Here is a 25,975-nt window from a genome sequence, read left to right as displayed (position 1 = left end):
GCCCCGTTCAGCGTTTCTCGCGGGCCCGACGGGCCAGTACGGACGCCATCACGGGGATCAGCGTCTCCAGCGCCGCGGTGACCGCCTCGACCGGAAGACCGGTCCGCTTGGCCACCGCCCGCGCGGCCGGGGCGGCGACCCTGGCCAGCACGGCCGCCAGCACACCCCGGCCCGGTTCCGGTCCCGTACCGCCCGTCACTCCGGCGAAGCCCATGGCGGCCGCGGGCAGCGGCTCCGGCTCGTTCGCCGCCTGTTCCATGGCCTGGCACAGTTCGGCGGTGCCGCCGGGCGTCACCGCGTCGTCGGTCAGCACCCCCGTGATCGAGGCCACCGAACTCCCCACGACCCGCTGCGCCTCCGCGGCGTCGGTCCCGAGCAGCTCGGCGATCTCCCGGAGCCGGTCGTCCCCCAGCTCCTCCAGTACCTCGTCCTTCAGCGGTCGGTCGCTCATGCTCGGGACGCTACGCGGGAATCGCCCGCCCGGCCCGCCGACCGCAGCCGGAAGGATGTACCGCCTAGAACGGCACGCCGCAGCGGAGGATGACGTTGGCGTACGGCCGCGACTCGCCGGTGCGGACGACCAGGCGGGCCTGCCGGGTGCGGGCCTTGAACTCCTCGTGGGGCACCAGTTCCAGATCGGGGAAGGCCCCGTCGAGCTGGGCGGTCACCTCGGGATTGTGGTCGCGGACCTCCTTGGCCGCGATCGCCCCCTCCACCACGAGCTCCTCCAGCAGGCCGTCGAGGACCTCGGAGAACGACGGGGTGCCGGCCCGGAACGCGAGGTCGACGACGATCGGCCCGGGAGGGATCGGGAGCCCCGCGTCGCAGACCACGACCAGGTCGGTGTGGCCCAGCACGGCGAGGGCGCCCGCGAGATGGCGATTGAGGATTCCGGACTTCTTCACAGCTGACCCACTTCTTCGAGGGTGGGGAAGGATTCCTGCGCACCCGGTTTCGTGACGGCCACGGCGCCCACCCGCACCGCGAAGCGCACGGCGGTCACCAGGTCGTCGCCCGCACCCAGGCGCCAGGCCAGCGCTCCGGTGAAGGAGTCGCCGGCGCCCGTGGTGTCGACCGCCTCCACGCGCGGGCTCGGCACGCGCACGGTGCCGTCGGCGGTCGCCGCGAGGGCACCCGCGGCGCCCAGCGTGACGACCACCGAGCGCGGGCCGAGCGCGAGCAGCCCCGCCGCCCACGCCTCGGGGGTGTCCCCGGACTCCGCGCCCAGCAGGACGCGGGCCTCGTGCTCGTTGACCACGAGCGGATCGCAGCCGGCGAGCACCTCCCGGGGCAGGGCCGCGGGCGGCGAGGGATTCAGTACGACCCGGGTCCCGGACTCCGTGGCCGTCGCCACTGCGGCGGCCACGGACTCCAGGGGTATCTCCAGTTGCAGCGAGACCACCCGGGCGGCGGCCACCAGCTCGCGCGCCCCGGTCACGTCCGCCGCGGTGAGCCGGGCGTTGGCGCCCGGCGAGACCACGATGCTGTTGTCCCCGGAGGGGTCCACGGTGATCAGCGCGACCCCGGTCGGGGTGTCGCCGGTCAGGACGCCGGTGGTGTCGACGCCCGCCGATCTCAGCGAGGCGGCGAGCAGCCGCCCGTGGGCGTCGTCGCCGACCCGTGCGAGCAGCGCGGTGCGCGCGCCGAGCCGGGCGGCGGCGACGGCCTGGTTCGCGCCCTTGCCGCCGGGGTGGGTGGCGAGGTCGGAGCCGAGCACCGTCTCACCGGCCGCCGGGCGCCGGTCGACGTGGATCACCAGGTCGGCGTTGGCCGACCCTACGACCAGCAGGTCGTGGCCGTGCATCTGCGTGTCCCTTCGGGGGTTCAGCCGTACCGGTCGTCCGTCAGGAGGAGAACTCGGTGACGTTCTTCTCGGTGACGACCTTGACCGGCACCTTCACCAGGCTGCCGAGCTTGTCGCCCTTGGCGGCCTTCACCGCGTTCTGGACGGCCAGCTTGCCCAGCTCCTTGGGCTGCTGCGCCACGGAGGCGAACAGGGTGCCGGCCTTGACGGCGGTGAGGCCGTCGGGGGTGCCGTCGAAGCCGACGACCTTGACCGACTTGCCGGCCTTGTCGCCGAGCGCCTTGACGGCGCCGAGCGCCATCTCGTCGTTCTGGGCGAAGACGCCGGTGACGTCGGAGTGGGCCTGCAGAAGGTTGGTCATGACGTCCAGGCCCTTGGTGCGGTCGAAGTCGGCGGCCTGCTGGGCCACGACCTTGATGCCCGGGTAGGCCTTGATGCCCTCGTTGAAGCCCTGGCCGCGCTCGTTGGCCGCGGAGGTGCCCGCGGTGCCCTGGAGGACGACGACGGTGCCCTTGCCGCCCAGCGACTCGGCCAGGGTCTTGGCGGCGAGCCGGCCGCCTTCGACGTTGTCGGAGGCCACGGTGGTGGCGAGCTCGGCCTTGTTGACGCCGCGGTCGGCCGCGACGACCGGGATGCCGGCCTTGTTGGCGGCCTTGACCGAGGGGCCGGCCGCGTCGGAGTCCACCGGGTTGACGATGATCGACTTCACGTTCTGGCTGGTGAAGTTCTGCAGCTGGTTGGCCTGCTGCGACGCGTCGTTCTGCGCGTCGGTGACGGTCAGGTTGACGCCTTCCTTCTTCGCCTCGGCCTGCGCGCCCTCCTTCAGCTGCACGAAGAAGGGGTTGTTGAGGGTGGAGACCGACAGGCCCACCTTGATGTCGGAGGAGGAGCCGGAGCCCGAGCCGGAGTTGCAGGCGGTGGCGGTCAGCGCCAGGGCGGCGACGGCGACGGTGGTGGCGGAGAGGAGCTTGGTGCGCATGGGGGTTCCTTGCTGTGTGGTGCGGAGAAGAATTCGGGGGTTCTGGGGAGCGCGCGGTTCGGTCAGGAGCGGCGGCGCAGGGTGTCGAGCAGGACGGCGAGGGCGATGACCGCGCCGATGACGACCTGCTGCCAGAAGGCGGAGACCGACAGCAGGTTGAGCCCGTTGCGGAGGACCGCCAGGATCAGCGCGCCGATGAGGGTGCCGGACGCCTTGCCGACGCCGCCGGAGAGGCTGGCGCCGCCGATGACGACCGCCGCGATGGCGTCCAGCTCGTAGCCGTACGCGGCCTGCGGCTGCGCCGAGGCGAGACGGGAGGCGAGCACGATGCCCGCGACGGCGGCGAAGAGACCGGACAGCGCGTAGATGATGATCTTCTGGCGCTTGACGCGGATGCCGGAGAGGCGGGCCGCCTCCTCGTTGCCGCCGATCGCGTACATCGCGCGGCCTATGTAGGTGCGGCCGAGGATGATGGCCGTGGCGGCGCCCGCGACGATCATCACCAGGACAGGGACGGGCAGCCAGCCGCCGATGGTGTCGCCCAGGTGGGAGACGGAGTCGGGGAAGGCGATGGGGCTGCCCTGGGAGATGACCAGGGTGAGCCCGCGGCCGATCGACAGCATCGCGAGGGTCGCGATGAACGGCGGCAGCTTGCCGTAGGAGATCAGCAGGCCGCTCAGCAGTCCGCTGGCGACACCTGTGGCGACGGACAGCACGACCGCCAGCCACACCGGCAGGCCCGCCGAACTCGCGCCCCAGGCGAGCACCGTCGCGGACAGCGCCGCGACCGATCCGACCGACAGGTCGATGCCCGCCGCGACGATCACAAAGGTGGAGCCGAAGGCGAGGATCGCCACGACGGCCGCCTGGACGCCGACATTGAGCAGGTTCTGCGTGGACAGGAAGTCGCCCGACAGGAACGACAGGGCCACGAGCAGGACCACCAGGGCGCTGAGCGCGCCGTTGTTGAGGAGCACACGGCGTGCCGCGGCGACGCCGCCCGTGTCCGTACTGCTTTTGAGCGTGTCAGTGGCCACGGGAGCCCTCCACATCCTTCGTTGCTGTTGCGCTGCCGCCGTCGGCGGGCGCCGCACTGACGGCCAGGGCCATGACGGAGTCCTGGGTCGCCTCGTGCGCGGGGAGTTCACCGGCGATCCGGCCCTGGGACATCACCAGGACGCGGTCGCTCATGCCCAGCACCTCGGGGAGGTCGCTGGAGATCATCAGCACCGCGTGGCCGGAAGCCGTGAGTTGGTTGATGAGTTGGTAGATCTCGACCTTGGCGCCGACGTCGATGCCGCGGGTCGGCTCGTCGAGGATGAGCACCTTGGTGTCGGCCAGCAGCCACTTGCCGATGACGATCTTCTGCTGGTTGCCGCCCGACAGAGTGCGCACGTGCTGGTGCAGCCCGGCCATGCGGACCTTGAGCTGCCCGGAGATCCGATCGGCGTCCTTGCGCTGCCCGGCCCGGTCGACGAAGCCGGCGCGGGTGGCCCGGCCGAGGGTGACCAGGCCCAGGTTCTCCTGGATGGTGGCGTCCAGCACCAGGCCCTGGCCCTTGCGGTCCTCCGGCACGAGTCCGATGCCCGCGTCCATGGCGGCGTTGACGTCGTGGCGGCGCAGCCGCCTGCCGAGCACCTCGACCGTCCCGGAGTCGTACGGGTCGGCGCCGAAGACCGCGCGGACGACCTCGGTGCGCCCGGCGCCGACGAGTCCGGCCAGGCCCACGACCTCGCCGGCCCGCACCTCGAAGCTCACGTCGTGGAAGACGCCGCCCCGGGTGAGCCCCTCGACCCGCAGCAGGGGCGCGCCCGCCTCGGCGCGCTCGCGCGGGTACTGCTGCTCGATGCTGCGTCCCACCATGAGGCGGACCAGCTCGTTCTCGGGAGTGCGCGCCGGCACCTGGGCGACGCTGCGGCCGTCGCGCAGGACGGTGACGCGGTCGCCGAGGGCGGCGATCTCCTCCAAGTGGTGGGTGATGAAGACGATGCCCACGCCGTCCTCGCGCAGCTTGCGCACGATCCGGAAGAGCTTGTCGACCTCCTCGCTGGTGAGGACCGCGGTCGGCTCGTCCATGATCAGGACGCGGGTCTCCAGGCTGAGCGCCTTGGCGATCTCCACCATCTGCAGGCGGGCGATGCCCAGTTCGGAGACCGGGGTGCGGGGGTCGACGTCCACGCCGACCCTGGCCAGCAGGGTGGCCGCGTCCGCGTTCATCTGCCTGCGGTTCACCAGGCCGAGGCGGCGGGGCTGGCGGCCCAGGAAGATGTTCTCGGCGACGCTCAGCGCCGGGACGAGGTTGAACTCCTGGTAGATGGTGGCGATGCCCAGCTTCTCGGCGTCCTGCGCTCCATGGATGCGCGCTTCCCGGCCGTCGACGAGGATGCGGCCCCCGTCGGGGCGGTTGGCGCCGGAGAGCATCTTGATGAGGGTGCTCTTGCCCGCGCCGTTCTCGCCGAGAAGGACGTGCACCTCGCCCTCGCGCAGATCGAAGTCGACGCCGTCGAGGGCCACCACACCGGGGAAGACCTTGCGGACGCCCTCCATGCGGAGGAGCTCGGGGCTGCTCGTGCTCAACGGGGACTCCCTTCGGACGCGCCGCAGGAACGGCGGACAACGAGACGGGCGGACACGGTGACCGACGGCGCCGGCCTGCCCTCCACCCGGTCGATCAGCGAGCGCACGGCCGCGCGGCCGAGTTCGCCCGTGGGCTGCGCGATCGCGGTGATCGGCGGATCGGTGTGGAGGAACCACGGGATGTCGTCGAAGGCGGCGAGCGCGATGTCTTCGGGCACGCGCAGGCCGCGGGCGCGGATCTCGTCCATGGCGCCGAGCGCCATCAGGTTGTCCGCGGCGAAGACCACGTCCGGGGGGACGGGCAGTTCCAGGAAGCGCGCCATGGCCCGGCGACCGCTGTCCGCCTGGAAGTCGCCCTGGCCGACGTACTCGTCCGGCAGCGGCAGACCGAAGGCGGCCAGCGCCTTGCGGAAGGCCTCCACGCGCTCGCGGCCCGTGGTGGTCGCGGCGGGGCCGGCGATGATCGCCAGCCGGCGGTGGCCCAGGCGGTGCAGATGTGCGACCAGGTCGCGGACGGCGTCGCAGCCGTCCGTGCGGACGACCGGCACGTCGTTGCCGATCCCGGGTATCCAGCGGTCGACGAAGACCATGGGGGTGCCGGAGAGCACCGCGTCCAGGATCAGCGGGGAGCCGCCGTCGGTGGGACTGACCAGCAGTCCGTCGATGCGGCGGTCCAGCAGCGTGCGGATGTGGTGGTCCTGCTGCTCCGGCCGCTCGTCGGCGTTGCCGATGATCACGCTGTAGCCCAGCGCCCTGGCCTCGTCCTCCACGGAGCGGGCGAGCTCGGTGAAGAAGGGGTTCAGCACGTCGCTGATGACCAGGCCGAGTGTCCGGGTCTGGTCGGTGCGCAGGGAGCGCGCCACCGCGTTGGGTCGGTAGCCGAGCTCGGCCACGGCCTCCAGCACCCGTGTACGGGTGTCGGGGCGGACCGCCGGGTGGTCGTTGAGCACGCGGGAGACCGTCGCGACGGAGACACCGGCTCGTGATGCCACGTCCTTGATGCTCGCCACCCGTCCCACCTCCTCGTGGAATCGATTACAAAGAGGATTGGAATCGATTACATGCTCCGAGGCAAGAGCACGAAACCGGATCGTTACATTCCGAGACCTTGTCGAGAGGGTGTTGTCCACAGGCTTCCGCGGCCTGTCGGGGCCGGGCGGTACCGTCGGATCACATCGCACATCCGGGGAGGTGGCCCGCGCCGTGGGGGAGTTGAGACTGGCCGTCGTCGAGGGCGTCCTCGAGCGGATCACATACGCCAACGAGGAGAACGGGTACACGGTCGCCCGCGTCGACACCGGCCGGGGCGGCGGCGACCTGCTCACCGTCGTCGGCTCGCTGCTGGGCGCCCAGCCGGGCGAGTCGCTGCGCATGGAGGGCCGTTGGGGCTCCCATCCGCAGTACGGCAAGCAGTTCACCGTGGAGAACTACACGACCGTCCTCCCGGCCACGATCCAGGGCATACGCCGGTATCTGGGCTCCGGGCTGATCAAGGGCATCGGCCCGCGGATCGCCGAGCGGATCGTCGAGCACTTCGGCACCGAGACCCTGGACGTCATCGAGCGCGAGCCCGGTCGGCTGGTGGAGGTCCCGGGCCTGGGGCCCAAGCGCACCAAGCTGATCGGCGCCGCCTGGGAGGAGCAGAAGGCCATCAAGGAGGTCATGGTCTTCCTCCAGGGCGTCGGCGTGTCCACGTCGATCGCGGTGCGGATCTACAAGCAGTACGGCGACTCGTCGATCTCCGTGGTGAGGAACCAGCCGTACCGGCTGGCCGCCGACGTCTGGGGCATCGGCTTCCTCACCGCGGACCGGATCGCGCGGGCCGTCGGCATCCCGCACGACAGTCCCGAGCGGGTCAAGGCCGGGCTCCAGTACGCGCTGTCCCAGGCGACCGACAACGGCAACTGCTTCCTGCCCGAGGAGCAGCTGCTGTCGGACGCCGTGAAGCTGCTCCAGGTGGACACCGGGCTGGTCATCGACTGCCTGGCGGAACTGGCCGGCGAGGAGGGCGTGGTCGTCGAGCCCGTCCCCGCCCCGGACGGGGGCGGGGATCCGGTGCGCGCGGTCTATCTGGTGCCCTTCCACCGGGCGGAGATCTCCCTGGCCGGATCGCTGCTGCGGCTGCTGCGCGGCCCGGAGGACCGGATGCCCGCCTTCCGGGACGTGGACTGGGACAAGGCCCTGACCTGGCTCGCCGAGCGGACGGGCGCCGACCTCGCCCCCGAGCAGCAGCAGGCGGTGCGGCTGGCGCTCACCGAGAAGGTCGCCGTGCTCACCGGGGGGCCTGGCTGCGGCAAGTCCTTCACGGTCAAGTCCGTGGTGGCCTTGGCCAGGGCCAAGAAGGCCAAGGTCGTCCTTGCCGCGCCGACCGGCCGGGCGGCCAAACGGCTGGCCGAGCTGACCGGCGCCGAGGCCTCCACCGTGCACCGGCTGCTGGAGCTCAAGCCGGGCGGAGACGCCGCGTACGACCGGGACCGGCCCCTCGACGCCGATCTGGTGGTCGTCGACGAGGCGTCCATGCTCGATCTGCTGCTGGCCAACAAGCTGGTCAAGGCGGTGCCGCCGGGCGCCCACCTGCTCTTCGTCGGCGACGTCGACCAGCTGCCCAGCGTGGGCGCGGGCGAGGTGCTGCGCGATCTGCTGGCCGACAGCGGGCCGGTCCCGTCGGTCCGGCTGACCCGGATCTTCCGCCAGGCCCAGCAGTCGGGCGTGGTGACCAACGCGCACCGGATCAACTCGGGAACCCCGCCGCTCACCCAGGGGCTCGACGACTTCTTCCTCTTCGTGGAGGAGGACGGCGAGGAGACCGCCCGGCTCACGGTCGACGTGGCCGCCCACCGGATTCCGCGCAGATTCGGCCTCGACCCGCGCCGCGACGTCCAGGTGCTCGCCCCCATGCACCGCGGCCCCGCGGGCGCGGGCGTCCTGAACGGGCTGCTGCAGCAGGCGGTCACCCCGGCCCGCCCGGACCTTCCCGAGCGGCGCTTCGGCGGTCGCACCTTCCGGGTGGGCGACAAGGTCACCCAGATCAGGAACAACTACGAGAAAGGCGCCAATGGCGTCTTCAACGGAACGGTGGGGGTCGTGACCTCCCTGGACACCGTGGAGCAGCGGCTCACCGTACTGACCGACGAGGACGAGGAGATTCCCTACGACTTCGACGAGCTGGACGAGCTGGCGCACGCCTACGCGGTGACGATCCACCGGTCGCAGGGCAGCGAATATCCCGCCGTGGTGATCCCTGTCACCACCGGGGCGTGGATGATGCTCCAGCGGAACCTGCTGTATACGGCCGTTACCCGGGCAAAGAGGCTGGTCGTGCTCGTGGGCTCCCGCAGGGCGATCGGTCAGGCCGTCCGGACGGTCTCCGCAGGCAGACGCTTCACGGCACTCGACCACCGGCTGGCCAGGGCGGCAAGATAGGCACTGGGTGCCACCATTCGGCCCCCTGCTCGACCCCGAGTGCACGTGGTCACGCCAAATGGGGGACAGTAGGGGTAGTCAGGGCACCTACAAACCTCGAAGAAGAGGCACGACGTCGGTGAGGGAATGACGTGAGCGACAACTCTGTAGTACTGCGGTACGGGGACAGCGAGTACAGCTACCCGTTGATCGAGGGCACCGTTGGGGACAACGGCTTCGACATCGGGAAGCTGCGCGCCGACACCGGCCTGGTCACCCTGGACAGCGGCTACGGCAACACCGCGGCCTACAAGTCCGCGATCACCTACCTCGACGGCGAGCAGGGAATTCTCCGCTACCGCGGCTACCCCATCGAGCAGATCGCCGAGCGCGGCACCTTCCTGGAGACCGCGTACCTTCTCATCAACGGTGAGCTCCCCACCGTCGACGAGCTCGCCGCCTTCCGCGGCGACATCACCCAGCACACGCTCCTCCACGAGGACGTCAAGCGGTTCTTCCAGGGCTTCCCGCGGGACGCCCACCCGATGGCGATGCTGTCCTCGGTGGTCAGCGCGCTGTCGACCTTCTACCAGGACAGCCACAACCCGTTCGACGAGAAGCAGCGCTACCTGTCGACGATCCGGCTGATCGCCAAGCTGCCGACGATCGCCGCGTACGCCTACAAGAAGTCGGTCGGCCACCCCTTCGTCTACCCGCGCAACGACCTCGGCTACGTCGAGAACTTCCTGCGGATGACGTTCGCCGTGCCCGCCGAGGAGTACGAGCTCAACCCGGTCGTCGTCGACGCCCTGGACAAGCTGCTCATCCTGCACGCGGACCACGAGCAGAACTGCTCGACCTCCACCGTGCGCCTGGTGGGCTCCTCGCAGGCCAACCTCTTCGCGTCGATCTCCGCGGGCATCAACGCCCTGTGGGGCCCGCTGCACGGCGGCGCCAACCAGAGCGTGCTGGAGATGCTGGAGGCCATCCAGGCCGACGGCGGCGACGTCGACGCCTTCATCCGCAAGGTGAAGAACAAGGAGGACGGCGTCCGCCTGATGGGCTTCGGCCACCGGGTGTACAAGAGCTTCGACCCCCGGGCGAAGATCATCAAGGCCGCCGCGCACGACGTCCTGTCCGCTCTCGGCAAGTCCGACGAGCTGCTGGACATCGCGCTGAAGCTGGAGGAGCACGCTCTCAGCGACGACTACTTCGTCTCGCGCAACCTCTACCCGAACGTCGACTTCTACACCGGCCTGATCTACCGGGCCATGGGCTTCCCGACCACGATGTTCACGGTGCTCTTCGCGCTCGGCCGGCTCCCCGGCTGGATCGCCCAGTGGCACGAGATGATCACCGAGCCGGGTTCCCGGATCGGTCGTCCGCGCCAGGTCTACACCGGCATCGTCGAGCGGGACTTCGTCCCGGTCGAGGCCCGCTGACGCGAGCGCCCCGCGCACAGAGAAACGCCCCGCGCCGAATCCCCCCACGGGTTCGGCACGGGGCGCTCCCGTTTCCCGGAGCGGATCCCCCCACGGGTCCGTACCGGGCGTTCTTTGGGTGCGTTCGCTCAGCCGGGACCAAACCACCCGGGAGGGCCGCTCAAAGCTCCCCAGGCGGTTCGCCCCGGCATGGCGACCGGGCTGTCCCCCAAAGACAACCCGCTCATCATCTCACCGAGTCCGCCGGGAGCCCGGTGTCTTCGCTCGGTTAGACCCCCTCGTAAACCAAAAGGTTACGTTCCAGCCAGTGTGATGTCGGTCTCGGCTACGCATCTTCTACGCCATCCGCATCATGGCAGACCCCCGTGTCGGCCGCGCGGCCGCCGTCCCGTAACGTGCTGTCCCTCCTGGAGGGGCGGAGCGTGATGTCGCAGAACGCAAGTGTGGGCCGGCACGTCGTGGTGACCGGCGGGGGAACGGGCATCGGCCGGTCGGTGGCCACCCTCTTCGCCGAGGCCGGCGACCATGTGACCATCGTCGGCCGGCGCCGCGAGGTGCTGAGCGCCACCGCCGACGAGCTGCGCACCGAACACGGCTACGACGTCACCCCCGTCGCCTGCGACCTGGCCGACCCCGACGACGTGGAGGCGGCCCTCGAGCGGCTGCCGCGGCGCATCGACGTCCTGGTCAACAACGCGGGCAGCCGGGAGCTCGCCATCGGCGCCGGTCCGCACGGCGTGCTGGCCCGCTGGCGCGGGGACTTCGAGCGCAACGTCCTCACCACCGTGCTGGTGACCGAATCCGTGCGCGACCGGCTCCCCGAGGGCGGGAGGGTCATCACCGTCACCTCGGTGGCCGCCCTGCGCGGCGGGGGCTCCTACGGGGCCTCCAAGGCCGCCCTGCACGCCTGGAACCACTCCCTGGCCGCCCAGCTCGGCCCGCGCGGCGTGACCTGCAACATCGTGGCCCCTGGCACCGTGGCGGGCACCGAGTTCTTCGGCGCCCGGCTCGACGCCGCCGAGCTGACCCGCAGAGCCGGCCGGACCCTGGTCGGCAGGGTCGGACGGCCGGATGACGTCGCCTCTGCCGTGGTCTTCCTCGCCTCCCCGGAGGCCGGATTCATCACCGGGGAGATCCTGCAGTGCAACGGCGGCGAACTGCTCGGCCGCTGAGCCGCCGGACGCCCGGGCGGCGGGGAGTACGCCGTGCGTACTCCCCGCGCCACAGCCGGACCCGCCGGCCCCGTACCTGAGGATGAGGCGGCCCCGGGAAAACCCTGGGAATGCCCCGATCCCGGTGAAATCGCCTTGCCCCGTCCGTCGCGGCGCTGCGAGCGTTGAGGCCTGGGACGGGACACGGGGGACGGGCCGGGGCGGGAAGAGGGGCGGCCGCATGGACGTTGGACGGATCGTGTCGGCCCTGGACTTCACCGCGGGCCTCGAGGGGTATCTGCGGGACGGCCACGTGGTCTGGGCGTACGCGGTGCTCGCCGCCACCACGGCGCCCCCTCTGGTGCCCAACGCGGCCCTCCTGGTGACGGGCGGCGTGCTCGCGGCCCAGGGGCGGCTGAGCATCGCGGCGGTCCTGCTGGTCGTCGCGGGCAGCGCCCTGGCGGGGGACCTGCTGATCCACCGTACGGGCCGTGCGGTGAGCGGCCGCGTCCTGACCCGGCTCTACCGGCGGCCGCGTCGCCGCGCCCTGCTGGAGTGGGCCAGCGTCCGGATACAGCGGCACGGCGTGCCCTTCGTCATCGCCGTCCGCTTCCTGCCCAGCGGGCGGGTGGTCGGCGGCCTGGCGGCGGGCATCGTGCGCTATCCCGCCCGCCGCTACCTGATCGGCGCGGGCGTGGCCGAGGCGGTCTGGGCGACGTACTCGGTGGGCCTGGGCTACTTCGGCGGCCGCGCCGTTTCCAACTCGCTGTACGCCGTCGTCCTGGGCCTCGGCGTCTCCCTGGTGGTGGCCGGAATCGGAAGCGTGGCGCAGACGGTGTCCGGACGCCGCTCCGTCTCGGCGCCCGGGGGGCGCGTGGTGGCGTCCGGGGGCGCCGCGCCACCGGAACCGCGGCGCGGCGCGGAGGGGACGGAGGAAGCGGACGCCCAGGACACGGGGGCGTCCGGCAGGGCCCTCCGAGGCTGAGGCGGCCGCCGGGGGAGCCCAGGGGTGCCGGGGTCAGGGAGCGCCGACGGCGGGGACCTCGCTTATGGCGACGGCGCCGGTGCCGACATGCGGGGCGAGGTAGCCGTAGAGCGCGGCCTTGACCTCGGCGATGTACGCGTCCCGCTCGGGGCCTTCGTGGGCCAGGACGAGGGCCAGGCCCGCCTTGAACAACCCGAACGCCATGGCTGCCACACGGGCCCGCTCCTCGGCCGACAGGGCGGGTGCGCGCAGGCCCATCAGCGTCTCCACGCGCTCCAGCAGGGAACTGTGCAGCGCGTCGTGCTCCACGACGACCATGCCGGGGATGTCGCTGTCGTGGACCAGGGCGAGGAAGGCGGGGTTCTGGCAGTTGAACTCGATCATCGGGTCGACGATGACGTCGAGCATCTCGCGCAGCGGAAGAGCGGCGTTCTCGGGGGTGAACAGCTCCCCGTGCCCCTCCCGCATCCGGTGGTTGAGGATGCCGCCGAGCTCGATGGCGATGGCCTCCTTGTTCGGGAAGAACTGGTAGAGCGTGCCCGGGGACACGCCCGCCTCGCGGGCGATCGCGTTCGTGGTGGCAGCGGTGTAGCCCACCTTGCAGAACACGTCGGCCGCCGCCTCCAGCAGCTGTGCCACGCGCCGTTCGCCGCGGGCCTGCCGGCGTCGAGGCTGCTTCTGCTCCTCAGGCACGTGTAATCCCCAATCACTTTTGACAAACGCGAGTGGTCGCTCGCATTCTGAGTAAACGCGAGCGATCGCTCGTGTTCGCCAGTTTACGGCGGTTCCTCAGGGGGAGGGGACACCTCTGCCATGTCAGATGTCAACCGTGAGCACCCGCCGGGAGGCTGGACCCGGGCGATGACCGCCCGTCCTCGCCTCACGCTGCTGCTGGCCCTGCTGTTCACCGCGCTCGCCGTGGTCGCGGGCAGCGGTGTCGCGGACCGGCTGCGCGGCGGTGGATGGGAAGCCCCCGGCTCCGAGTCCGCCTACGCGGCCGAAGCGCTGGAGAAGCACTTCCCGGATTCGCAGCCGAATCTGATCCTCCTCGTCGGCGGCCGCGGCGCCGGTGTGGACTCGCCGGAGGTGGCGGCCGAGGGGCGGGAGCTCGGCCGCCGGCTCGCCGCGGACGAGGATGTCACCGGCGTCACTTCGTACTGGACCACCGGGGCGTCCACGCTGCGGGCCGAGGACGGCCGCGAGGCCATGATCGTCGCCCGGATCGGGGGCGACGACGACGCCGTCGCCGCGGCCGTCGAGCGCATCGCCCCCGAGTACCGGGGCCGGCACGGCGCGGTCGAGGTCAAGGTCGGCGGCATGGCCGCCTTCCGGCACGAACTGCAGACGACGATCCAGGAGGACCTGGCCCGGGCCGAGGTCATCGCACTGCCCATCACCCTCCTGCTGCTGGTCATGGTGTTCGGCAGCGCCGTCGCGGCCCTGCTGCCGCTGGGCATCGGCATCGTCGCCATCCTGGGCACGAACGCCGCGCTGCGGGGCATCACGACGTTCGCCGACGTCTCGATCTTCGCGCAGAACCTCACCACGGCCCTCGGCCTCGGACTCGCGATCGACTACGCCCTGTTCGTCGTGCGGCGCTTCCGGGAGGAGCTGGACACCGGCGCCGATCCGCTGACCGCCGTGGGGGCCACGCTGCGCACGGCCGGCCGTACGGTGCTCTTCTCGGCTCTCACCGTGGCCGCCGCGCTCTCCGCGATGTTCCTCTTCCCGCAGTACTTCCTGCGCTCGTTCGCCTACGCCGGCATCGCCGTGGTGCTGCTGGCGGCCGCCGCCGCGCTGGTGATCCTGCCCGCCGCCCTGGTGCTGCTCGGACACCGGGTCAACGCCCTCGACCTGCGCCGCGTCCTGCCTCAGCGGCGGAACAGGCGGGAGCCCGGTGCGGGATACGCGCGGCTCGCCCGACTGGTGATGCGCCGTGCCCCGCTGTTCGCGATCGGCACGGTCGCCGGGCTGCTCCTGCTCGGGCTGCCCTTCCTGCAAGTGCAGTTCGGCACCGCCGACGACCGCCAGCTCCCGGCCACAGCCGAGGCCCATGTCGTTCAGCAGCACATACGCGACGGGTTCCCCGGCAACCCGGGCGGCGAGATCACCGTGCTCGCCGAGGGCCGCCCCACTGCGGCCCAGCTCGGCGCCTACAGCAGCAGGCTCTCCGCGCTGCCCGGCGTGGTCCTCGTCGACGGCCCCGCCGGCCAGTACGCGCAAGGCCGGCGGACCGCGGCGCCCGGCCCCGCCGAGGAGGCCAGGACCGCCGACGGCGTCGCCTACCTGACGGTGCTGCCCAAGGCGGAGGCCGTGGACGAGGTGAGCCAGGACCTGGTGGGCGAGATCAGGGCGGTCGACGCCCCCTTCAAGGCCTCGGCCACCGGGACCGCCGCCCAACTGGTCGACACCAAGGACGTCATATCCGACCGTCTGCCGTGGGCGGCCGCCCTGATCGTCGCGGTGACGCTCCTACTGGTCTTCCTGCTCACCGGAAGCGCGGTCATCCCGGTGCTGGCCGTGGTGCTCAACGCGCTGAGCCTCACCGCCATGTTCGGTGCGGTGGTGTGGGTGTTCCAGGACGGGCACCTGTCCGGCCTGCTCGACTTCACCGCGACGGGAAGCATCGAGACCACGCTGCCGGTGCTGATGTTCTGCGTCGCGTTCGGCCTCTCGATGGACTACGGCGTCTTCCTCCTGTCCCGCGTCAAGGAGGAGTACGACCGCACCGGTGACCACCAGGCGGCGGTCGTCTTCGGAGTCCGCCGCACCGGCGGCCTCATCACGGCGGCGGCCGTGATCCTGGCGGTGGTGATGGTGGCCATCGGCACCTCTCGGATCGCCAACACCAAGATGCTGGGGCTGGGGATCGCGCTCGCGGTCCTGATGGACGCGATGGTGGTGCGCACCCTGCTCGTGCCTGCCGTGATGAGGCTGACCGGGCGGGCCACCTGGTGGGCCCCGCGGCCGCTCAAGGCGCTGCACAGCCGGTTCGGGCTGAGCGAGGGCGAGGGCCCCGGCCGGGCCCCGCTGAGGGAGGAGCCCGTACCCGACCGGGAGCCCGCCCACTCGGGCTGAGCGGAGGCCGGACCGTCAGCCGAGTTCCCGGCGTCCCCGGTTCCCGGGACGCCGGGAACTCCACAGACGGATGCTGTCCGCGTACCAGAACGGCTTGCCGCCCTCCACGACATCGGGGGGCGGCAAGTGCCCGTGCTTGCGGTACGAGCGCACGGTGTCGACCTGCACCCGGATGTGAGCGGCGATCTCGGCGTACGACCAGAGGGTCCGGTCCGTCATCTCCCACGCACCTCCCATGCGCCGGCCTCTCGGGGGGTGGCCGGCCTCGCCGGGACAACGACACTCGATGAGGGGTGGCAGGGCCTGTTGATCATCTGTGACGCGAAGCCCGCGTAACGGTGACAAATGTCGCGGAGGCATGACCGGCCTCCCCTCTTATAGGCCTTGTCCCACCGGGCGTGAAGGGGACAGGCGGCCGCGAAAGCACGCCGGTGACCCGGGCGGTACGCCGAGAACCTCGCCCGCGGCGGTCTCCGCGGTGCGCTGCGGCACCGGCCGACGGGGTCCGGTCGCCGCGTGCCCCCGGCTGCCCGGGACGCCCGGTCTCCACCCGGGCATCCCCATCCCGGAGCGGGCCGCCGCCGGGCCGCGGGCGCCGGGCGTAGGGTCGGACGGGTGACCTCGACGAATCCCTTCCTCAGCCCGAGCACCCTCCCGTACGAGCTGCCGCCGTTCGCGGACATCCGGGAGGAGCACTATCTCCCCGCCTTCGAACAGGGGATGGCCGAGCAGCTCGCCGAGACGGCGGCGATCGCCGCGGACCCCGAGCCTGCGGGCTTCGAGAACACGATCGTCGCCCTGGAGCGCTCCGGCGACCTGCTCAACCGTGTGTCCAACGTCTTCTTCAACCGCACCGGCTCCGACACCGGCCCGGGAATCCAGGCGATCGAGGCCAGGATCAACCCCGCCCTCGCCGCCCACGCCGACGCCGTCCACCTCGACCCCGCCCTCTTCGCCCGCGTGAAGGCGCTCTACGAGGCCCGCGGGGAACTCGGCCTGGACGCGGAGTCGCTGCGGCTGCTGGAGCGGTACCACACCCGTTTCGTGCGCGCGGGCGCCGAGCTCACCGAGGAGGGCCGCGAGCGCCTGCGGGCGCTCAACGCGCAGATCGCGGAGGCCTCCACCGCCTTCGAGCAGAACCTGTTCGCCGACACCAAGGCCGCGGCCCTCGTCCTGGACAGCGCCGACGACCTGGCAGGGCTCTCCGCGGACGCGGTCGCCGCCGCGGCCGCCAACGCCACCGCCCTCGGCCACGACGGGAAGTACGTCCTCAGCCTCAAGAACTTCTCCAACCAGTCCGAGCTGGCCTCGCTCGACGACCGTGCCCTGCGCAGGCGCCTGCTGGAGGCCTCCCTCGGCCGCGGCCTGGTCTCCAACCGCGAACTGGTCGTCAGGCTCGCCCGGCTGCGCGGCGAACGCGCCGCTCTGCTCGGCTACGAGAACCACGCCGCCTACGCCGTCGCCGACCAGACCGCGGGCACGCCCGAGGCCGTCACCGCCCTGCTCGCCCGCCTCGTCCCGCCCGCCGTCGCCAACGCCGAGCGCGAGGCCGCCGCCCTGGCCGCCGCCTCGGGCCTGACGGACTTCGCGGCCTGGGACTGGACGTACTGGTCGGAGAAGGTCCGCAAGGCGGAGTACGACATCGACACCGCCGCCATGCGTCCCTACTTCGAGCTGGACCGGGTCCTGAGGGACGGCGTCTTCCACGCCGCCGGCCAGGTCTACGGACTGAGTTTCACCGAGCGCACCGATCTGATCGGCTACCACCCCGACGTCAGGGTCTTCGAGGTCTTCAACGCCGACGGCTCGCCCCTCGGCCTCTACCTCGGCGACTTCTTCGCCCGCGCCTCCAAGCGCGGCGGTGCCTGGATGAACAGCCTGGTCGACCAGTCCGCGCTCTTCGGCCGCAAGCCGGTCGTGGTCAACAACCTCAACATCGCCAAGCCCGCCGCCGGCGAGCCCGCGCTCCTCACCTACGACGAGGTCAACACCCTCTTCCACGAGTTCGGCCACGCTCTGCACGGCCTGTTCTCCGACGTCCGGCACCCCTTCTTCTCCGGTACGGCCGTCCCGCGCGATTTCGTCGAATACCCCTCGCAGGTCAACGAGATGTGGGTGACCTGGCCGCAGGTGCTCGCCCACTACGCCCGCCATCACGAGACCGGCGAGCCCATGCCCGCCGACCTGGTGGCGCGGATGGAGGCCGCGGAGCGCTTCGGGCAGGGCTTCCGCACGGTCGAGTACCTGGCCGCCGCCGTGCTCGACTGGGCCTGGCACACCATCCCGGCCGGGCACGACCCCGGCGACGCCGAGGAGTTCGAGGCCGCCGCCCTCAAGGAGGCCGGGCTCGCGCTGCCCGCGATCCCGCCGCGCTACCGCAGCACCTACTTCGCGCACATCTTCGCCCACGGTTACAGCGCGGGGTACTACTCGTACATCTGGAGCGAGGTGCTCGACGCCGACACCGTCGAGTGGTTCAAGGAGAACGGCGGCATGCGGCGGGAGAACGGCGACACCTTCCGCCGCGAACTGCTCTCCCGCGGCGGAAGCGTGGATCCGATGCGGGCGTTCGAGGGCTTCCGCGGCCGCGCGCCGCGGATCGAGCCGCTGCTGACGCGACGCGGTCTGGCCGGCTGAGCCGCGGCCGCGGAAGCCGCCGCCGAGGCTGAGGCCGGCACCGCCGCCGTCGCCGGGCGGCGGGGGCGCGCCCGGTCAGGCCCGCGGCCGCGCCCCTGCCGAGCCGGTGGCCCTTCTCGCGGGCGGCGGCCCCGGCGCGTCAGCGCGGTTCCGTGCGGCGGGCCCGCTCGCGCACGCGGTCGCGCAGCGCCCGCAAGCGGTCGGCCGGGGCGCCGAGGCCGTTCAGTTGCAGGCGCGCGGCCTCGGTGCGGTCGTCCGCGTTGGCGGTGAAGGCCAGGTTGAGGGCCTGACGCACCATCCAGTGGTCGTAGGTGACCAGCCGTACCGCCTCGTCGCGGAGCTCGGCGAGGTCGCCGTCGACGGGAAGCTCCCCCAGCCGCAGGGCGATCCGCTGCAGCGCTGCCGCCTGCCGGCTGCCCTCACGGGCCAGTACGCCGGGCACCGGTTGGGGCTCCCCGCACGCCGCCACCACCCGGTCGGCCTCGGGCTGCGCCGCGACGGCCTGGTCCAGGAGCGCGGCCAGCGCGGCCAGTTGCTCGTACGCGGCCATGGCTCCTCCCGGGTGGGACGCGATCACGGAATCCCATGATGCGCCCCGGGCGGTCCGGTCGGGTCATTGGCGCAGACCTATCAGGAATGATCTGTACCGGATCGGTCACGGCCACATTACAGACAGCTCTTGTCTCTGCGCGCATGGTGAAGCTCTGTCACGGTGTCTTCACATCCGAGCCTCAGGGGGTTCACCATGTCTCAGCCGTCGCACGCCTCACCACCGGGTCAGTACCCGCCGCCACATGAGCCGGACTGGGGCCGGCCGCCGAAGAAGTCGGGCGCCGGGAAGATTCTCGGCTTCGGGGTCGTCGCCATCGTTGTCGTGATCGGCGGAAGCGTCGCCTTCGCCATGACGACCGGGGACGACAAGGACAGTTCCGGAGGTGACTCCTCGGCGGTGAGCGCCTCCCCGGCGGGGGACAGCGACGGGAAGCCGGCCCCGGACGACGCGGACGTCACCTCCTGCGGGCTCGGGGACTTCACCAAGTGGCCCAGCGCCGAGGTGAAGGTCACCAACCACAGCTCCGAGGAGTCCGACTACCAGGTGCGCATCGACTTCGTCGACGCCTCCGGAAACCGCATCGCCCAGGCCGTCGCGACCACGACCGGTCTGGCCGCGGGGGATTCGACGCAGGCGAGCGCCCAGGGCTCCGAGCCGGTCGCGGACGACATCAAGTGCAAGATCACCGAGGTGCTGCGCAAGGCGAGCTGACCTCTCGCCCTGCCCTGCCCTGCTCGCGGAAGGCGGAGGGGCGGCGTTCTCCGCCGCTCCTCCCGTCGTCATCGCCGACGAGGGGGAAGCCCCGCGCTCTTGTGTGTCTCCGCCGTGCGCCTCCACAGCGCGCCTCCACCGCTCCCCCTCACCGTGTGCCGTCACCCCGCGCTCCAACCGGGCGCCTTTACCGCGCGCCTTTGTCGCGCCCCTGCCCCGAACGGCCGGGGAACCGGCCGCCGAAGAGGTTTCCGCATCCCGTCGCGGCGTCTTGCGAGTCCGCGCCGCGTGGCGCAAAGCCGTCACCTCCGGGCCCGGTCACGGGTCTTGCCCTGCACTGCCGACGGCCCCGGCCCGGCCCCGGTCCGGCGCGGTGCCACGGGGCGCCGTGGCCGTGCGCGACGATCGGCCGCGGGCCACCCGGGCCGTGCGGAGTGTCACCGTTGCCCCGATCGCGATCACCTTGCGTGGACCTGCACGTCTCGTTTGGCGGCCCTGCTCCTCGGCTTCGCCGTGGACGTGGGCCTGCTCGGGCACGTCCGGCACGCCCGCGACCAGCAGGTGGACTACGCGGCCCTGCGCGGCGACCTCGCCGACGGGATCGCCCCGGTGGGCGGCTCGGGGGAGGGCGTCAAGCCGCTCACCTCCGGGTCCCCGGGCTCGGGCTGCGCGAGGTCGTCGGCGAGGGCACCACCTCGGAGGTGCTGACCCGCGGCCCGGGCCACCGCCGGGACACCCCGCTCCCGGGCCAGTCCGGCATCAGCGTCATCATGGGACGCCAGGCCACCTACGGGGGCCCTTTCCGGCATCTCGACGGACTGCACCCCGGCGAGCAGTTCACGGTGACCACCGGTCTCCGGCGGTCAGCAGCAGCGACTCTGCATCGCGCGCTCGCCGGCTGTGCGCCCCAAGGTGCTGCTTATGGACGAGCCTTGCTCGGCCCTCGACCCCACCTCCACCCGGCGCATCGAGGAGACCATCCGCGAACTCGCCCACGAGGTCACGATCGTGATCGTCACCCACAATATGCAGCAGACCGCCCGCGTTTCGGACCAGTGCGCCTTCTTCCCCGCCGAACAGGGCACCCCCGGCGGCATCGTGGAGCACGGACCCACCACCGTGATGTTTGGCAACCCCACCGATCCGCGTACCGCCGACTACATGGAGGGCCGATTCGGGTAGGGGCAGGTCATGCCTCCTCAACCGCCGCCACCCCCGCACGCCCGGCCCGTTCGCGGGGTCCTCGCCGTCGTCGGCTCGGCCGCCGACGGCGTCGAGACCCTGCGCGAGGGCCTCGTCCTCCCCGCCATCGCCCGCGGCTGGCGCGTCGCTGTGACCCTCACCCCGACCGCCGCGCGCTGGCTGGACGCGCGGGGCGAGATCGGACGGCTGGGCGACGTGACCGGACTCCCGGTCCGCGACCGGCCGCGGCTCCCCGGCGACCCCCGGCCCCATCCGGTCGCCGACTGCTGCGTGCTGGCCCCGGCCAGCGCGGACACCCTGGCCAAACTCGCCCTCGGTATCGCCGACAACCAGGCCCTCACCCTGCTCGCGGAGGTCTTGGGCACGCCGGGGGTGCCGCTGGTGGCCGTTCCGGCCGTCAACGCCGCCCACACCCGGCACCCGGCCTGGCCCCGCCATCTCGCCGCCCTGCGCGAGGCCGGCGTACATCTCCTCCACGACCCGGACGCGCGGCTCCCCGAACCGGGCGAGGCACCGGACGGGCGCGCCCTGCCCTGGCCCGAGGTCCTGGACGCCGTCGACCGCGCGATGGCGTGAGGGCGTGAAGGGGGGCGGGAGCAGGACGACGGCGTTCCCCGGGGCCAGGGGGCGTGGACGGAGAACGGACGGGTCCGGGGCATCGGCCACACCCTTACCGGTCGTACGGACCACCGCGGAGACGGCGACCGGAAGGCCGTCACACTGCTCGGACGCGGTCCGGACACGGTCCGGATGTGGGGCGGATGCGGGGCGGAAGGGTGCCCGACGGATGGCGCATGACACCCGTTTGCAGGAGCACGGGCCCGAGCACGAGGCCCATCGGGGCCGACTCGTCGTGGCGCCGGTCGGCCGCGCGGACACCCGGATCCCCCAAGGTCTCCATGCGGCGGTCACGTCTGCCGTGAGCTGCGAAAACCCATCCCGGCGGCTCGTTCTCGCGCCCTCTTTCTTTTGACTCCGGGCTCCACCCGTGTCACGGTCATGGTCACGGCGTTTGCGCCTTTGCATCGCGGCGTCCTTGCCCTGTGAGCCATAACCTCGTGGGTCGCGTGCCCCTCGTCCTACCGGCTCCGGACGCACGAAGCCGGTTCGACGGCGGTTGGCAGATGACACGGCCGTCGTCCAGCAATTTTCACCTCCAAAGGAGATTGAAATGCGCGCAAAGATCACCGTCCGTCAGGCTGTCGCCGCGGCGCTCGCGGTGCCAGTGATCGCCCTCGTCGGGGCGAGTGCCGCCGACGCGGCCCCGCAGACCACTGCCTCCGCTGTCCACCAGTCAGTCCAGGGCGGCGGTGGCGGCTTCGGCCCCTACGCCCCCATCGGCGGCTACGGCATCTACGGCGGCTACGGCCTCTACGGTGGCTACGGCTACTACGGCGGCTTCGCCCCCACCTACGTGCCGATCGGTGGCTTCGGCACCTTCTACCCCTACTTCCGCCCGCTGGGCTAGGGGCTCCTGCCGCCGGTGAAGCAGCACTGAACCGGCTGGAAGACCCGTGACCTGACGCGAAGGTCCGCGGGTCTTCCAGCCGCCGGTCCTGCCGGCGGCGATTCCCGACACGACTACGACCTCGGCGAATCGGCCCGGTGGAACGCCGACTTATGCCCGTGATTCCCGTGATTCCCGTGGTTCCGATGTGGGCTTTCCTACAGCGACATGCCGCAGTACAGGCGTCGCCGCGGCCCGGCGTCGCGGGCGAGTTCGCCGAGGCGTCCCAGGAAGTCGGCCATGAGCTCCGGGTCCGCCCCACCACCGTCCTCCGTGTGGGTCCACGCGGTGGCGGCTTCCAGCAGGCGCTCCGGGGTGGCCGCCGCGAGGGCGTCACGGAGGGTGTCGGTCAGCGAGACGAGCCAGGGCCCCTCGTGCTCGGCGTCGTTGAGCTGTTCGCAGAAGCGTGGGTCGGCTTCCACCTGGTCCGTGGGTACTCCCGTCAGGTGGGCCTCGACGGTTCCGAGGATCAGGTAGGGGTCTGCCCCTTTGAGGCCGAGGGTGCCGAAGGGGTCGGCCATGCGGTCGTCTTCGAACAGCGCGAGAGCTTGCGTGTCGTCGGTGGCCGCGTAGTAGTCGTAGACGTTTCCCATCGCTGGATTGTGGCAGCCCGGGGGAGCGTCGTTCGGGGGCGCTGTCGGATCGGATCAGGTGATGTGCCACCGCGGGTCCCACTTCGCGTTCCGGGCCTCCCCGGTGGCCGCGCGCCTTAGCGCTGCGAGCGGCGGGAGCACCTTGATGACGAGAGAACGTCCTACCGCGCACGCTCTTCCCCGACGTCTCGCCGGTTGCCCTCGGCCACCGGGAAGGCGACGGCGGACGGCGCGTACCGCTACGACTTCGCGAGCACGAGCCTGACCCGGGCCACGACCGGCTCGGCCGACTTCGTCGACGTGAAGCGAGCTCCGGACCGGTGAAGTGGCCGTCCGCCGCGACCGGTACCGCGGCGGACGGTCATCGGGACCAGGCCCGGTCTTTCACCGCGGAACAACGCCGCACGCGTACGGCTCGCTCCTGGTCGCTTCCGGGGTTCGGCCGCAGTGGGCTCAACGCGTTCTGAGGCGCGCACAGACCACGATTCCGCGCGCTGGGGACCAGTTGACCTGAGGTCGTACGTCGCTCTTGCGTCCCGAACCTCACCACCAAGCGCATCCGTCCGGGAGGGGCCTCGTGCCCAGAGCAACGGCGATCGTCAACGCGAGGGTCTTCGACGGCACCCGGCTGCGGCACTGGACGTCGGTCCGGTTCGCCGACGGCGTCATCACCGACTGCGCCACCGGCCCCACTGCCCAGGACGGCGACGAGGTGGTCGACGCGGAAGGCGGCACCCTCCTGCCGGGGCTGATCGACTCGCACATCCACCTGGTGCCCGGCGCCCTGGCGCAGGGGCTCACCTTCGGTGTGACCACCGCACTGGACATGTTCAGCCAGGCCGACGTGATGGCCGCGGCCAAACAACAGGCCGCCGCTCGGTCGGATGTGTCCGACGTGCGTTCCGCGGGAATCGGTGCCACTGCCCCGGGCGGGCATCCCTCGATGATGTACGACCCGTTCCCGACCGTGACCGGTCCGGAGCAGGCCGAGCAGTTCGTCGCGGACAGGGTCGCCGAGGGCTCGGACCATGTGAAGATCTTCGGCCCTTCGGGCAGAGCGGGTCCGTGGGCAATGCCGTCTTTGGACCTGGACACGATCACCGCCTTGACCGAGGCGGCGCATCGTCGCGGACTCGTGGTCGTCGCGCACGTCAACTCCGTGGCCGGGGTGGGTGACGTCGTGTCCGCGGGCATCGACGTCATCGCGCATGTGCCCGTGGACGGCGAACTGGACAGAGCCCTGGCCGAGCGGATCGCCGAGGCGGGAATCGCGGTCGGCCCGACGCTGGCCACCGTCGAGAACGTCCTGGGCGAAGCGGGCGGGGCCGCCGTGGCCGCCGATCCGCGACTCGCCGGGCCGCTTGGGGACGCACAGGTGCGGCGGCTGACCTCTGGCGGCACATCAGGGCGGCATGGGCAGCGAATGCCGCCCTATTCCCGTGCCGAGGAGAACGTCGGCCGCCTGGTCGACGCGGGCGTCACGATCCTGGCCGGCACCGACGCCCCGAACCCGGGAACCGTGTTCGGGGCAAGTCTGCACCGCGAGCTGGAACTGCTCGGCCGCTGCGGCCTCACGCCCGCTCAGGCGCTGAACGCCGCGACCGCCGCCCCGGCACGAGTGTTCGGCCTCGCTGACCGCGGGAACCTCGCACCCGGTCGGCGCGCGGACCTCATGCTCGTCTCCGGCGACCCCTTGGCCGACATCACCGCGACCCGAGCCATCGAACGGATCTGGCGGGCAGGCGTCCCATGCGACCGGCGTGCGTTCGTGGCCAATCCGGCCGAGGCGGCGGAACTCGACGCCTTCGACGCCCGGGTCGCCAAGGTCGTGGCGGCCGTCCGCGATCGCCGGTACGGCCTCGACCCGAAGAAGGCCGAGTGATACCGGACTGACGGAGCCTCGCGCCGGCTCGGGCCTGGGCCGGTCCTCAGCAGGTCTGCCAAGTGCGCCTTGCAGCCGGGGAATCGGCCGGGGTGGACCGACTTCCGCCGTGATCTTTCGGCCCGTTACGATCGCGGCTCGCCCGCGGATCAGGAGGTGCCGTGAGAGAGGGGCACTCTGTCGAGTGGGGCGCGGTCACGCTCCGGCCCTACGCGCGCGCAGCCCGCGGCTGCGCGGCTGCCCTCGTTTTCACCTTTGCCGCATTCGTGGTGTTCTTCAGTTTCCTGGGGACCGTCGAGATGGAGTCGTTTCCCGGGCTGCGGGAGAACATGGCGCCGATAGCCGTGTACATGTTGGGGTTCGCAGCCTTGGTGGCCGTCGGCGGACTGGCGCTCTCCGGATGGCGGTCCTATGGCGGATGGGCTGCCGTCGCCTGCCTCGGCGTCCTCATGGCACTGCGGATGTGGACGCTCGCGCCCATGCTGCACTGCTGGTCCTACGACAGCGTGGGGCGCAATGACGACGGCTCGTACAACTGCGTGAACCGGGGCGACATGCTTCCCTGAGGCCCCGGAAGCGCCCGAGGGACTGTCGCTCCGGCGATGTGGACTGCACGTGGCGCTGCCGGTCGGGAGCCGGAGGCATCCGGACTCACCGCGGATGACCTGGGTCGTTGCCATGCGCTGAGGCTGGTGGGCGTGGACGGTTCCGAACCGCCGACCGGTACCGGGGGCCGGTCTCCCACCCGTGCTGCTGCTCCACACCCCCAGCCTGAGGTGGGGAAGCGGTGGACGGACACCGGCAAGGTCGATGAGATGGGCGGGCTGAAGGGCAGGGGCAAGGACGACACCCGCGTCGTGCCGTGCCGTCCGGCGCTGACCCGCATCCTGCAGGAGCACGTGAAGGCCGAGGGCTTGAGGCCCGGGGAGCTGCTCTTCCCGGGGGAGCACGGGGACACCCGCGAGGGGTCGGTTTTCCGCCGCGTCTGGCGCACTGCCCGGAAGCAGGTTCCCGCGCCGGCGGAGTTCGCCTCGCCGCTCGGCAAGCGCGTCCATGACCTGCGGCATACGTCTGAGACCTCGTGGCTCAGCGCGATTGTCCCGCCGGCGCAGGCTGCCGAGTGGGCGGGCCGCGGCGCCCGCGTCCTGCGTGCCACCTACGCGCGTTGTAGCCCCGGTCGGCCAAGAGATCGCCGGAGGCGGATCGAGGCCGGGGGAGACCTCTCCGAGCCGGACGAAGTGCGCCGAACCGGTCCCCGGAACTTCGACACGTATGCGACGGAGCCGCCCGCGCGAACCCGGTGACAGCCGGACGGCGCCGGAGCACTCCCGTAATCACCCGCGGGCGGTCCGGGCGCTGCCGTACTCCGGATGGCAAGGCTCTGAACAGCAAAAAAGCCCCTCCATAGGGAGGGGCGCAGTGGGTGCCCCCGGTAGGACTCGAACCTGCGGCCAAGCGCTTAGAAGAGAGA

Annotated in this window: 23 protein-coding genes and 3 pseudogenes; 16 read left to right on the top strand and 10 right to left on the bottom strand. The window is 71.7% G+C overall.

Annotated elements, in window-relative coordinates:
* Nucleotides 1–7: 7 nt before the first annotated feature.
* From AB0F62_RS11690 to AB0F62_RS11665, 6 genes and pseudogenes are all read right to left on the bottom strand, one after another.
* Nucleotides 8–451, bottom strand: a complete 444-nt coding sequence (locus tag AB0F62_RS11690; RefSeq protein WP_361795678.1) for a DUF937 domain-containing protein — start codon at nucleotides 449–451, stop codon at nucleotides 8–10.
* A gap of 64 nt (nucleotides 452–515) precedes the next feature.
* The gene (gene rbsD / locus AB0F62_RS11685) at nucleotides 516–905 is read right to left on the bottom strand and encodes a D-ribose pyranase (RefSeq protein WP_361795675.1); all 390 of its coding nucleotides are present in this window, start codon (nucleotides 903–905) and stop codon (nucleotides 516–518) included.
* Nucleotides 902–1,804: a ribokinase gene (gene rbsK, locus AB0F62_RS11680; RefSeq protein ID WP_361795672.1), complete on the bottom strand. Its 903-nt coding sequence runs from the start codon at nucleotides 1,802–1,804 to the stop codon at nucleotides 902–904. The genes rbsD and rbsK overlap by 4 nt, the downstream gene beginning before the upstream one ends.
* A 40-nt stretch (nucleotides 1,805–1,844) precedes the next feature.
* A pseudogene (locus AB0F62_RS11675) lies at nucleotides 1,845–3,820 on the bottom strand (substrate-binding domain-containing protein).
* Nucleotides 3,810–5,330 (bottom strand): sugar ABC transporter ATP-binding protein, encoded by a 1,521-nt coding sequence (locus tag AB0F62_RS11670; RefSeq protein ID WP_361795734.1) that lies wholly within the window; start codon nucleotides 5,328–5,330, stop codon nucleotides 3,810–3,812. The pseudogene AB0F62_RS11675 and the gene AB0F62_RS11670 overlap by 11 nt, the downstream one beginning before the upstream one ends.
* Before the next feature lie 26 nt (nucleotides 5,331–5,356).
* Entirely contained in the window at nucleotides 5,357–6,370 is a 1,014-nt protein-coding gene (locus AB0F62_RS11665) for a LacI family DNA-binding transcriptional regulator (protein WP_361795669.1), read from the bottom strand.
* A 193-nt stretch (nucleotides 6,371–6,563) separates the two neighbouring features.
* Between AB0F62_RS11665 and AB0F62_RS11660 the strand changes: the two genes are divergently transcribed.
* From AB0F62_RS11660 to AB0F62_RS11645, 4 genes are all read left to right on the top strand, one after another.
* The gene (locus AB0F62_RS11660; protein WP_361795666.1) at nucleotides 6,564–8,783 is read left to right on the top strand and encodes an ATP-dependent RecD-like DNA helicase; all 2,220 of its coding nucleotides are present in this window, start codon (nucleotides 6,564–6,566) and stop codon (nucleotides 8,781–8,783) included.
* Nucleotides 8,784–8,914: 131 nt separating this feature from the next.
* A complete protein-coding gene (locus AB0F62_RS11655; protein WP_361795663.1) occupies nucleotides 8,915–10,204 on the top strand; it encodes a citrate synthase in 1,290 nt (429 codons plus the stop codon).
* Between the two features lie 425 nt (nucleotides 10,205–10,629).
* Entirely contained in the window at nucleotides 10,630–11,376 is a 747-nt protein-coding gene (locus tag AB0F62_RS11650; RefSeq protein WP_361795660.1) for an SDR family oxidoreductase, read from the top strand.
* A gap of 220 nt (nucleotides 11,377–11,596) precedes the next feature.
* Nucleotides 11,597–12,340: a VTT domain-containing protein gene (locus AB0F62_RS11645; protein WP_361795657.1), complete on the top strand. Its 744-nt coding sequence runs from the start codon at nucleotides 11,597–11,599 to the stop codon at nucleotides 12,338–12,340.
* Nucleotides 12,341–12,373: 33 nt separating this feature from the next.
* On the opposite strand, the gene AB0F62_RS11640 is transcribed toward AB0F62_RS11645, so the two are convergent.
* Nucleotides 12,374–13,033: a TetR/AcrR family transcriptional regulator gene (locus AB0F62_RS11640; protein WP_361795654.1), complete on the bottom strand. Its 660-nt coding sequence runs from the start codon at nucleotides 13,031–13,033 to the stop codon at nucleotides 12,374–12,376.
* A 120-nt stretch (nucleotides 13,034–13,153) separates the two neighbouring features.
* Between AB0F62_RS11640 and AB0F62_RS11635 the strand changes: the two genes are divergently transcribed.
* On the top strand, nucleotides 13,154–15,418 hold the full coding sequence (locus tag AB0F62_RS11635) for an MMPL family transporter (RefSeq protein WP_361795652.1): 2,265 nt from the start codon (nucleotides 13,154–13,156) through the stop codon (nucleotides 15,416–15,418).
* A gap of 15 nt (nucleotides 15,419–15,433) precedes the next feature.
* Here the strand turns inward: AB0F62_RS11635 and AB0F62_RS11630 are convergent, their stop codons facing one another.
* Nucleotides 15,434–15,637: a MarR family transcriptional regulator gene (locus tag AB0F62_RS11630; RefSeq protein ID WP_361795649.1), complete on the bottom strand. Its 204-nt coding sequence runs from the start codon at nucleotides 15,635–15,637 to the stop codon at nucleotides 15,434–15,436.
* A gap of 396 nt (nucleotides 15,638–16,033) precedes the next feature.
* Here AB0F62_RS11630 and AB0F62_RS11625 point away from each other — a divergent pair, with 396 nt between their 5' ends.
* Nucleotides 16,034–18,055 (top strand): M3 family metallopeptidase, encoded by a 2,022-nt coding sequence (locus tag AB0F62_RS11625; RefSeq protein WP_361795647.1) that lies wholly within the window; start codon nucleotides 16,034–16,036, stop codon nucleotides 18,053–18,055.
* Nucleotides 18,056–18,194: 139 nt separating this feature from the next.
* On the opposite strand, the gene AB0F62_RS11620 is transcribed toward AB0F62_RS11625, so the two are convergent.
* Nucleotides 18,195–18,632 carry a hypothetical protein gene (locus AB0F62_RS11620; RefSeq protein WP_361795644.1) on the bottom strand — a complete coding sequence of 146 codons (438 nt, stop codon included), beginning with the start codon at nucleotides 18,630–18,632 and terminating at the stop codon, nucleotides 18,195–18,197.
* Between the two features lie 168 nt (nucleotides 18,633–18,800).
* Between AB0F62_RS11620 and AB0F62_RS11615 the strand changes: the two genes are divergently transcribed.
* The 6 genes and pseudogenes from AB0F62_RS11615 (at nucleotide 18,801) to AB0F62_RS11590 (ending at nucleotide 21,990) form a co-directional block, all read left to right on the top strand.
* A complete protein-coding gene (locus AB0F62_RS11615) occupies nucleotides 18,801–19,319 on the top strand; it encodes an FxLYD domain-containing protein (RefSeq protein WP_361795641.1) in 519 nt (172 codons plus the stop codon).
* Nucleotides 19,320–19,805: 486 nt separating this feature from the next.
* Entirely contained in the window at nucleotides 19,806–20,027 is a 222-nt protein-coding gene (locus tag AB0F62_RS11610) for a hypothetical protein (RefSeq protein WP_361795638.1), read from the top strand.
* A pseudogene (locus AB0F62_RS11605) lies at nucleotides 20,021–20,110 on the top strand (hypothetical protein); the annotation flags it as partial. The gene AB0F62_RS11610 and the pseudogene AB0F62_RS11605, both read left to right, overlap by 7 nt.
* Before the next feature lie 64 nt (nucleotides 20,111–20,174).
* A pseudogene (locus AB0F62_RS11600) lies at nucleotides 20,175–20,501 on the top strand (ATP-binding cassette domain-containing protein); the annotation flags it as partial.
* A gap of 9 nt (nucleotides 20,502–20,510) precedes the next feature.
* Nucleotides 20,511–21,098, top strand: a complete 588-nt coding sequence (locus AB0F62_RS11595) for a flavoprotein (protein ID WP_361795635.1) — start codon at nucleotides 20,511–20,513, stop codon at nucleotides 21,096–21,098.
* A 595-nt stretch (nucleotides 21,099–21,693) separates the two neighbouring features.
* On the top strand, nucleotides 21,694–21,990 hold the full coding sequence (locus AB0F62_RS11590) for a hypothetical protein (protein WP_361795632.1): 297 nt from the start codon (nucleotides 21,694–21,696) through the stop codon (nucleotides 21,988–21,990).
* 197 nt (nucleotides 21,991–22,187) lie between these two features.
* On the opposite strand, the gene AB0F62_RS11585 is transcribed toward AB0F62_RS11590, so the two are convergent.
* Nucleotides 22,188–22,622 (bottom strand): hypothetical protein, encoded by a 435-nt coding sequence (locus AB0F62_RS11585; RefSeq protein ID WP_361795629.1) that lies wholly within the window; start codon nucleotides 22,620–22,622, stop codon nucleotides 22,188–22,190.
* Between the two features lie 195 nt (nucleotides 22,623–22,817).
* Here AB0F62_RS11585 and AB0F62_RS11580 point away from each other — a divergent pair, with 195 nt between their 5' ends.
* The 4 genes from AB0F62_RS11580 to AB0F62_RS11565 all read left to right on the top strand — a co-directional run bounded on the left by AB0F62_RS11580 (nucleotide 22,818) and on the right by AB0F62_RS11565 (nucleotide 25,808).
* Complete coding sequence (locus tag AB0F62_RS11580; protein WP_361795626.1) at nucleotides 22,818–22,946, top strand: hypothetical protein; 129 nt, start codon at nucleotides 22,818–22,820, stop codon at nucleotides 22,944–22,946.
* Nucleotides 22,947–23,199: 253 nt separating this feature from the next.
* On the top strand, nucleotides 23,200–24,504 hold the full coding sequence (locus tag AB0F62_RS11575) for an amidohydrolase family protein (protein WP_361795623.1): 1,305 nt from the start codon (nucleotides 23,200–23,202) through the stop codon (nucleotides 24,502–24,504).
* 266 nt (nucleotides 24,505–24,770) lie between these two features.
* Nucleotides 24,771–25,070, top strand: coding sequence for a hypothetical protein (locus AB0F62_RS11570; protein WP_361795620.1), 300 nt, complete (start codon nucleotides 24,771–24,773; stop codon nucleotides 25,068–25,070).
* A 249-nt stretch (nucleotides 25,071–25,319) separates the two neighbouring features.
* Nucleotides 25,320–25,808, top strand: a complete 489-nt coding sequence (locus AB0F62_RS11565) for a hypothetical protein (RefSeq protein ID WP_361795617.1) — start codon at nucleotides 25,320–25,322, stop codon at nucleotides 25,806–25,808.
* Nucleotides 25,809–25,975 lie beyond the last annotated feature (167 nt).

This window comes from Streptomyces sp. NPDC026673, from assembly GCF_040638135.1.
In the GTDB taxonomy this organism is placed as follows: Bacteria; Actinomycetota; Actinomycetes; order Streptomycetales; family Streptomycetaceae; genus Actinacidiphila.
Note: the sequence above shows the minus strand (reverse complement) of the source record. Positions and strands in the feature narration are given on the sequence as shown.

What these genes read in the sequence shown, in the direction of transcription:
- AB0F62_RS11630 (WP_361795649.1), bottom strand. Translation starts at nt 15,637, where the DNA reads ATGACGGACCGGACCCTCTGGTCGTACGCCGAGATCGCCGCTCACATC.
- AB0F62_RS11690 (WP_361795678.1), bottom strand. Translation starts at nt 451, where the DNA reads ATGAGCGACCGACCGCTGAAGGACGAGGTACTGGAGGAGCTGGGGGAC.
- AB0F62_RS11635 (WP_361795652.1), top strand. Translation starts at nt 13,154, where the DNA reads ATGTCAGATGTCAACCGTGAGCACCCGCCGGGAGGCTGGACCCGGGCG.
- AB0F62_RS11595 (WP_361795635.1), top strand. Translation starts at nt 20,511, where the DNA reads ATGCCTCCTCAACCGCCGCCACCCCCGCACGCCCGGCCCGTTCGCGGG.
- AB0F62_RS11565 (WP_361795617.1), top strand. Translation starts at nt 25,320, where the DNA reads ATGGGCGGGCTGAAGGGCAGGGGCAAGGACGACACCCGCGTCGTGCCG.
- AB0F62_RS11650 (WP_361795660.1), top strand. Translation starts at nt 10,630, where the DNA reads ATGTCGCAGAACGCAAGTGTGGGCCGGCACGTCGTGGTGACCGGCGGG.
- AB0F62_RS11590 (WP_361795632.1), top strand. Translation starts at nt 21,694, where the DNA reads ATGCGCGCAAAGATCACCGTCCGTCAGGCTGTCGCCGCGGCGCTCGCG.
- AB0F62_RS11645 (WP_361795657.1), top strand. Translation starts at nt 11,597, where the DNA reads ATGGACGTTGGACGGATCGTGTCGGCCCTGGACTTCACCGCGGGCCTC.
- AB0F62_RS11585 (WP_361795629.1), bottom strand. Translation starts at nt 22,622, where the DNA reads ATGGGAAACGTCTACGACTACTACGCGGCCACCGACGACACGCAAGCT.
- AB0F62_RS11615 (WP_361795641.1), top strand. Translation starts at nt 18,801, where the DNA reads ATGTCTCAGCCGTCGCACGCCTCACCACCGGGTCAGTACCCGCCGCCA.
- AB0F62_RS11670 (WP_361795734.1), bottom strand. Translation starts at nt 5,330, where the DNA reads ATGGAGGGCGTCCGCAAGGTCTTCCCCGGTGTGGTGGCCCTCGACGGC.
- rbsK (WP_361795672.1), bottom strand. Translation starts at nt 1,804, where the DNA reads ATGCACGGCCACGACCTGCTGGTCGTAGGGTCGGCCAACGCCGACCTG.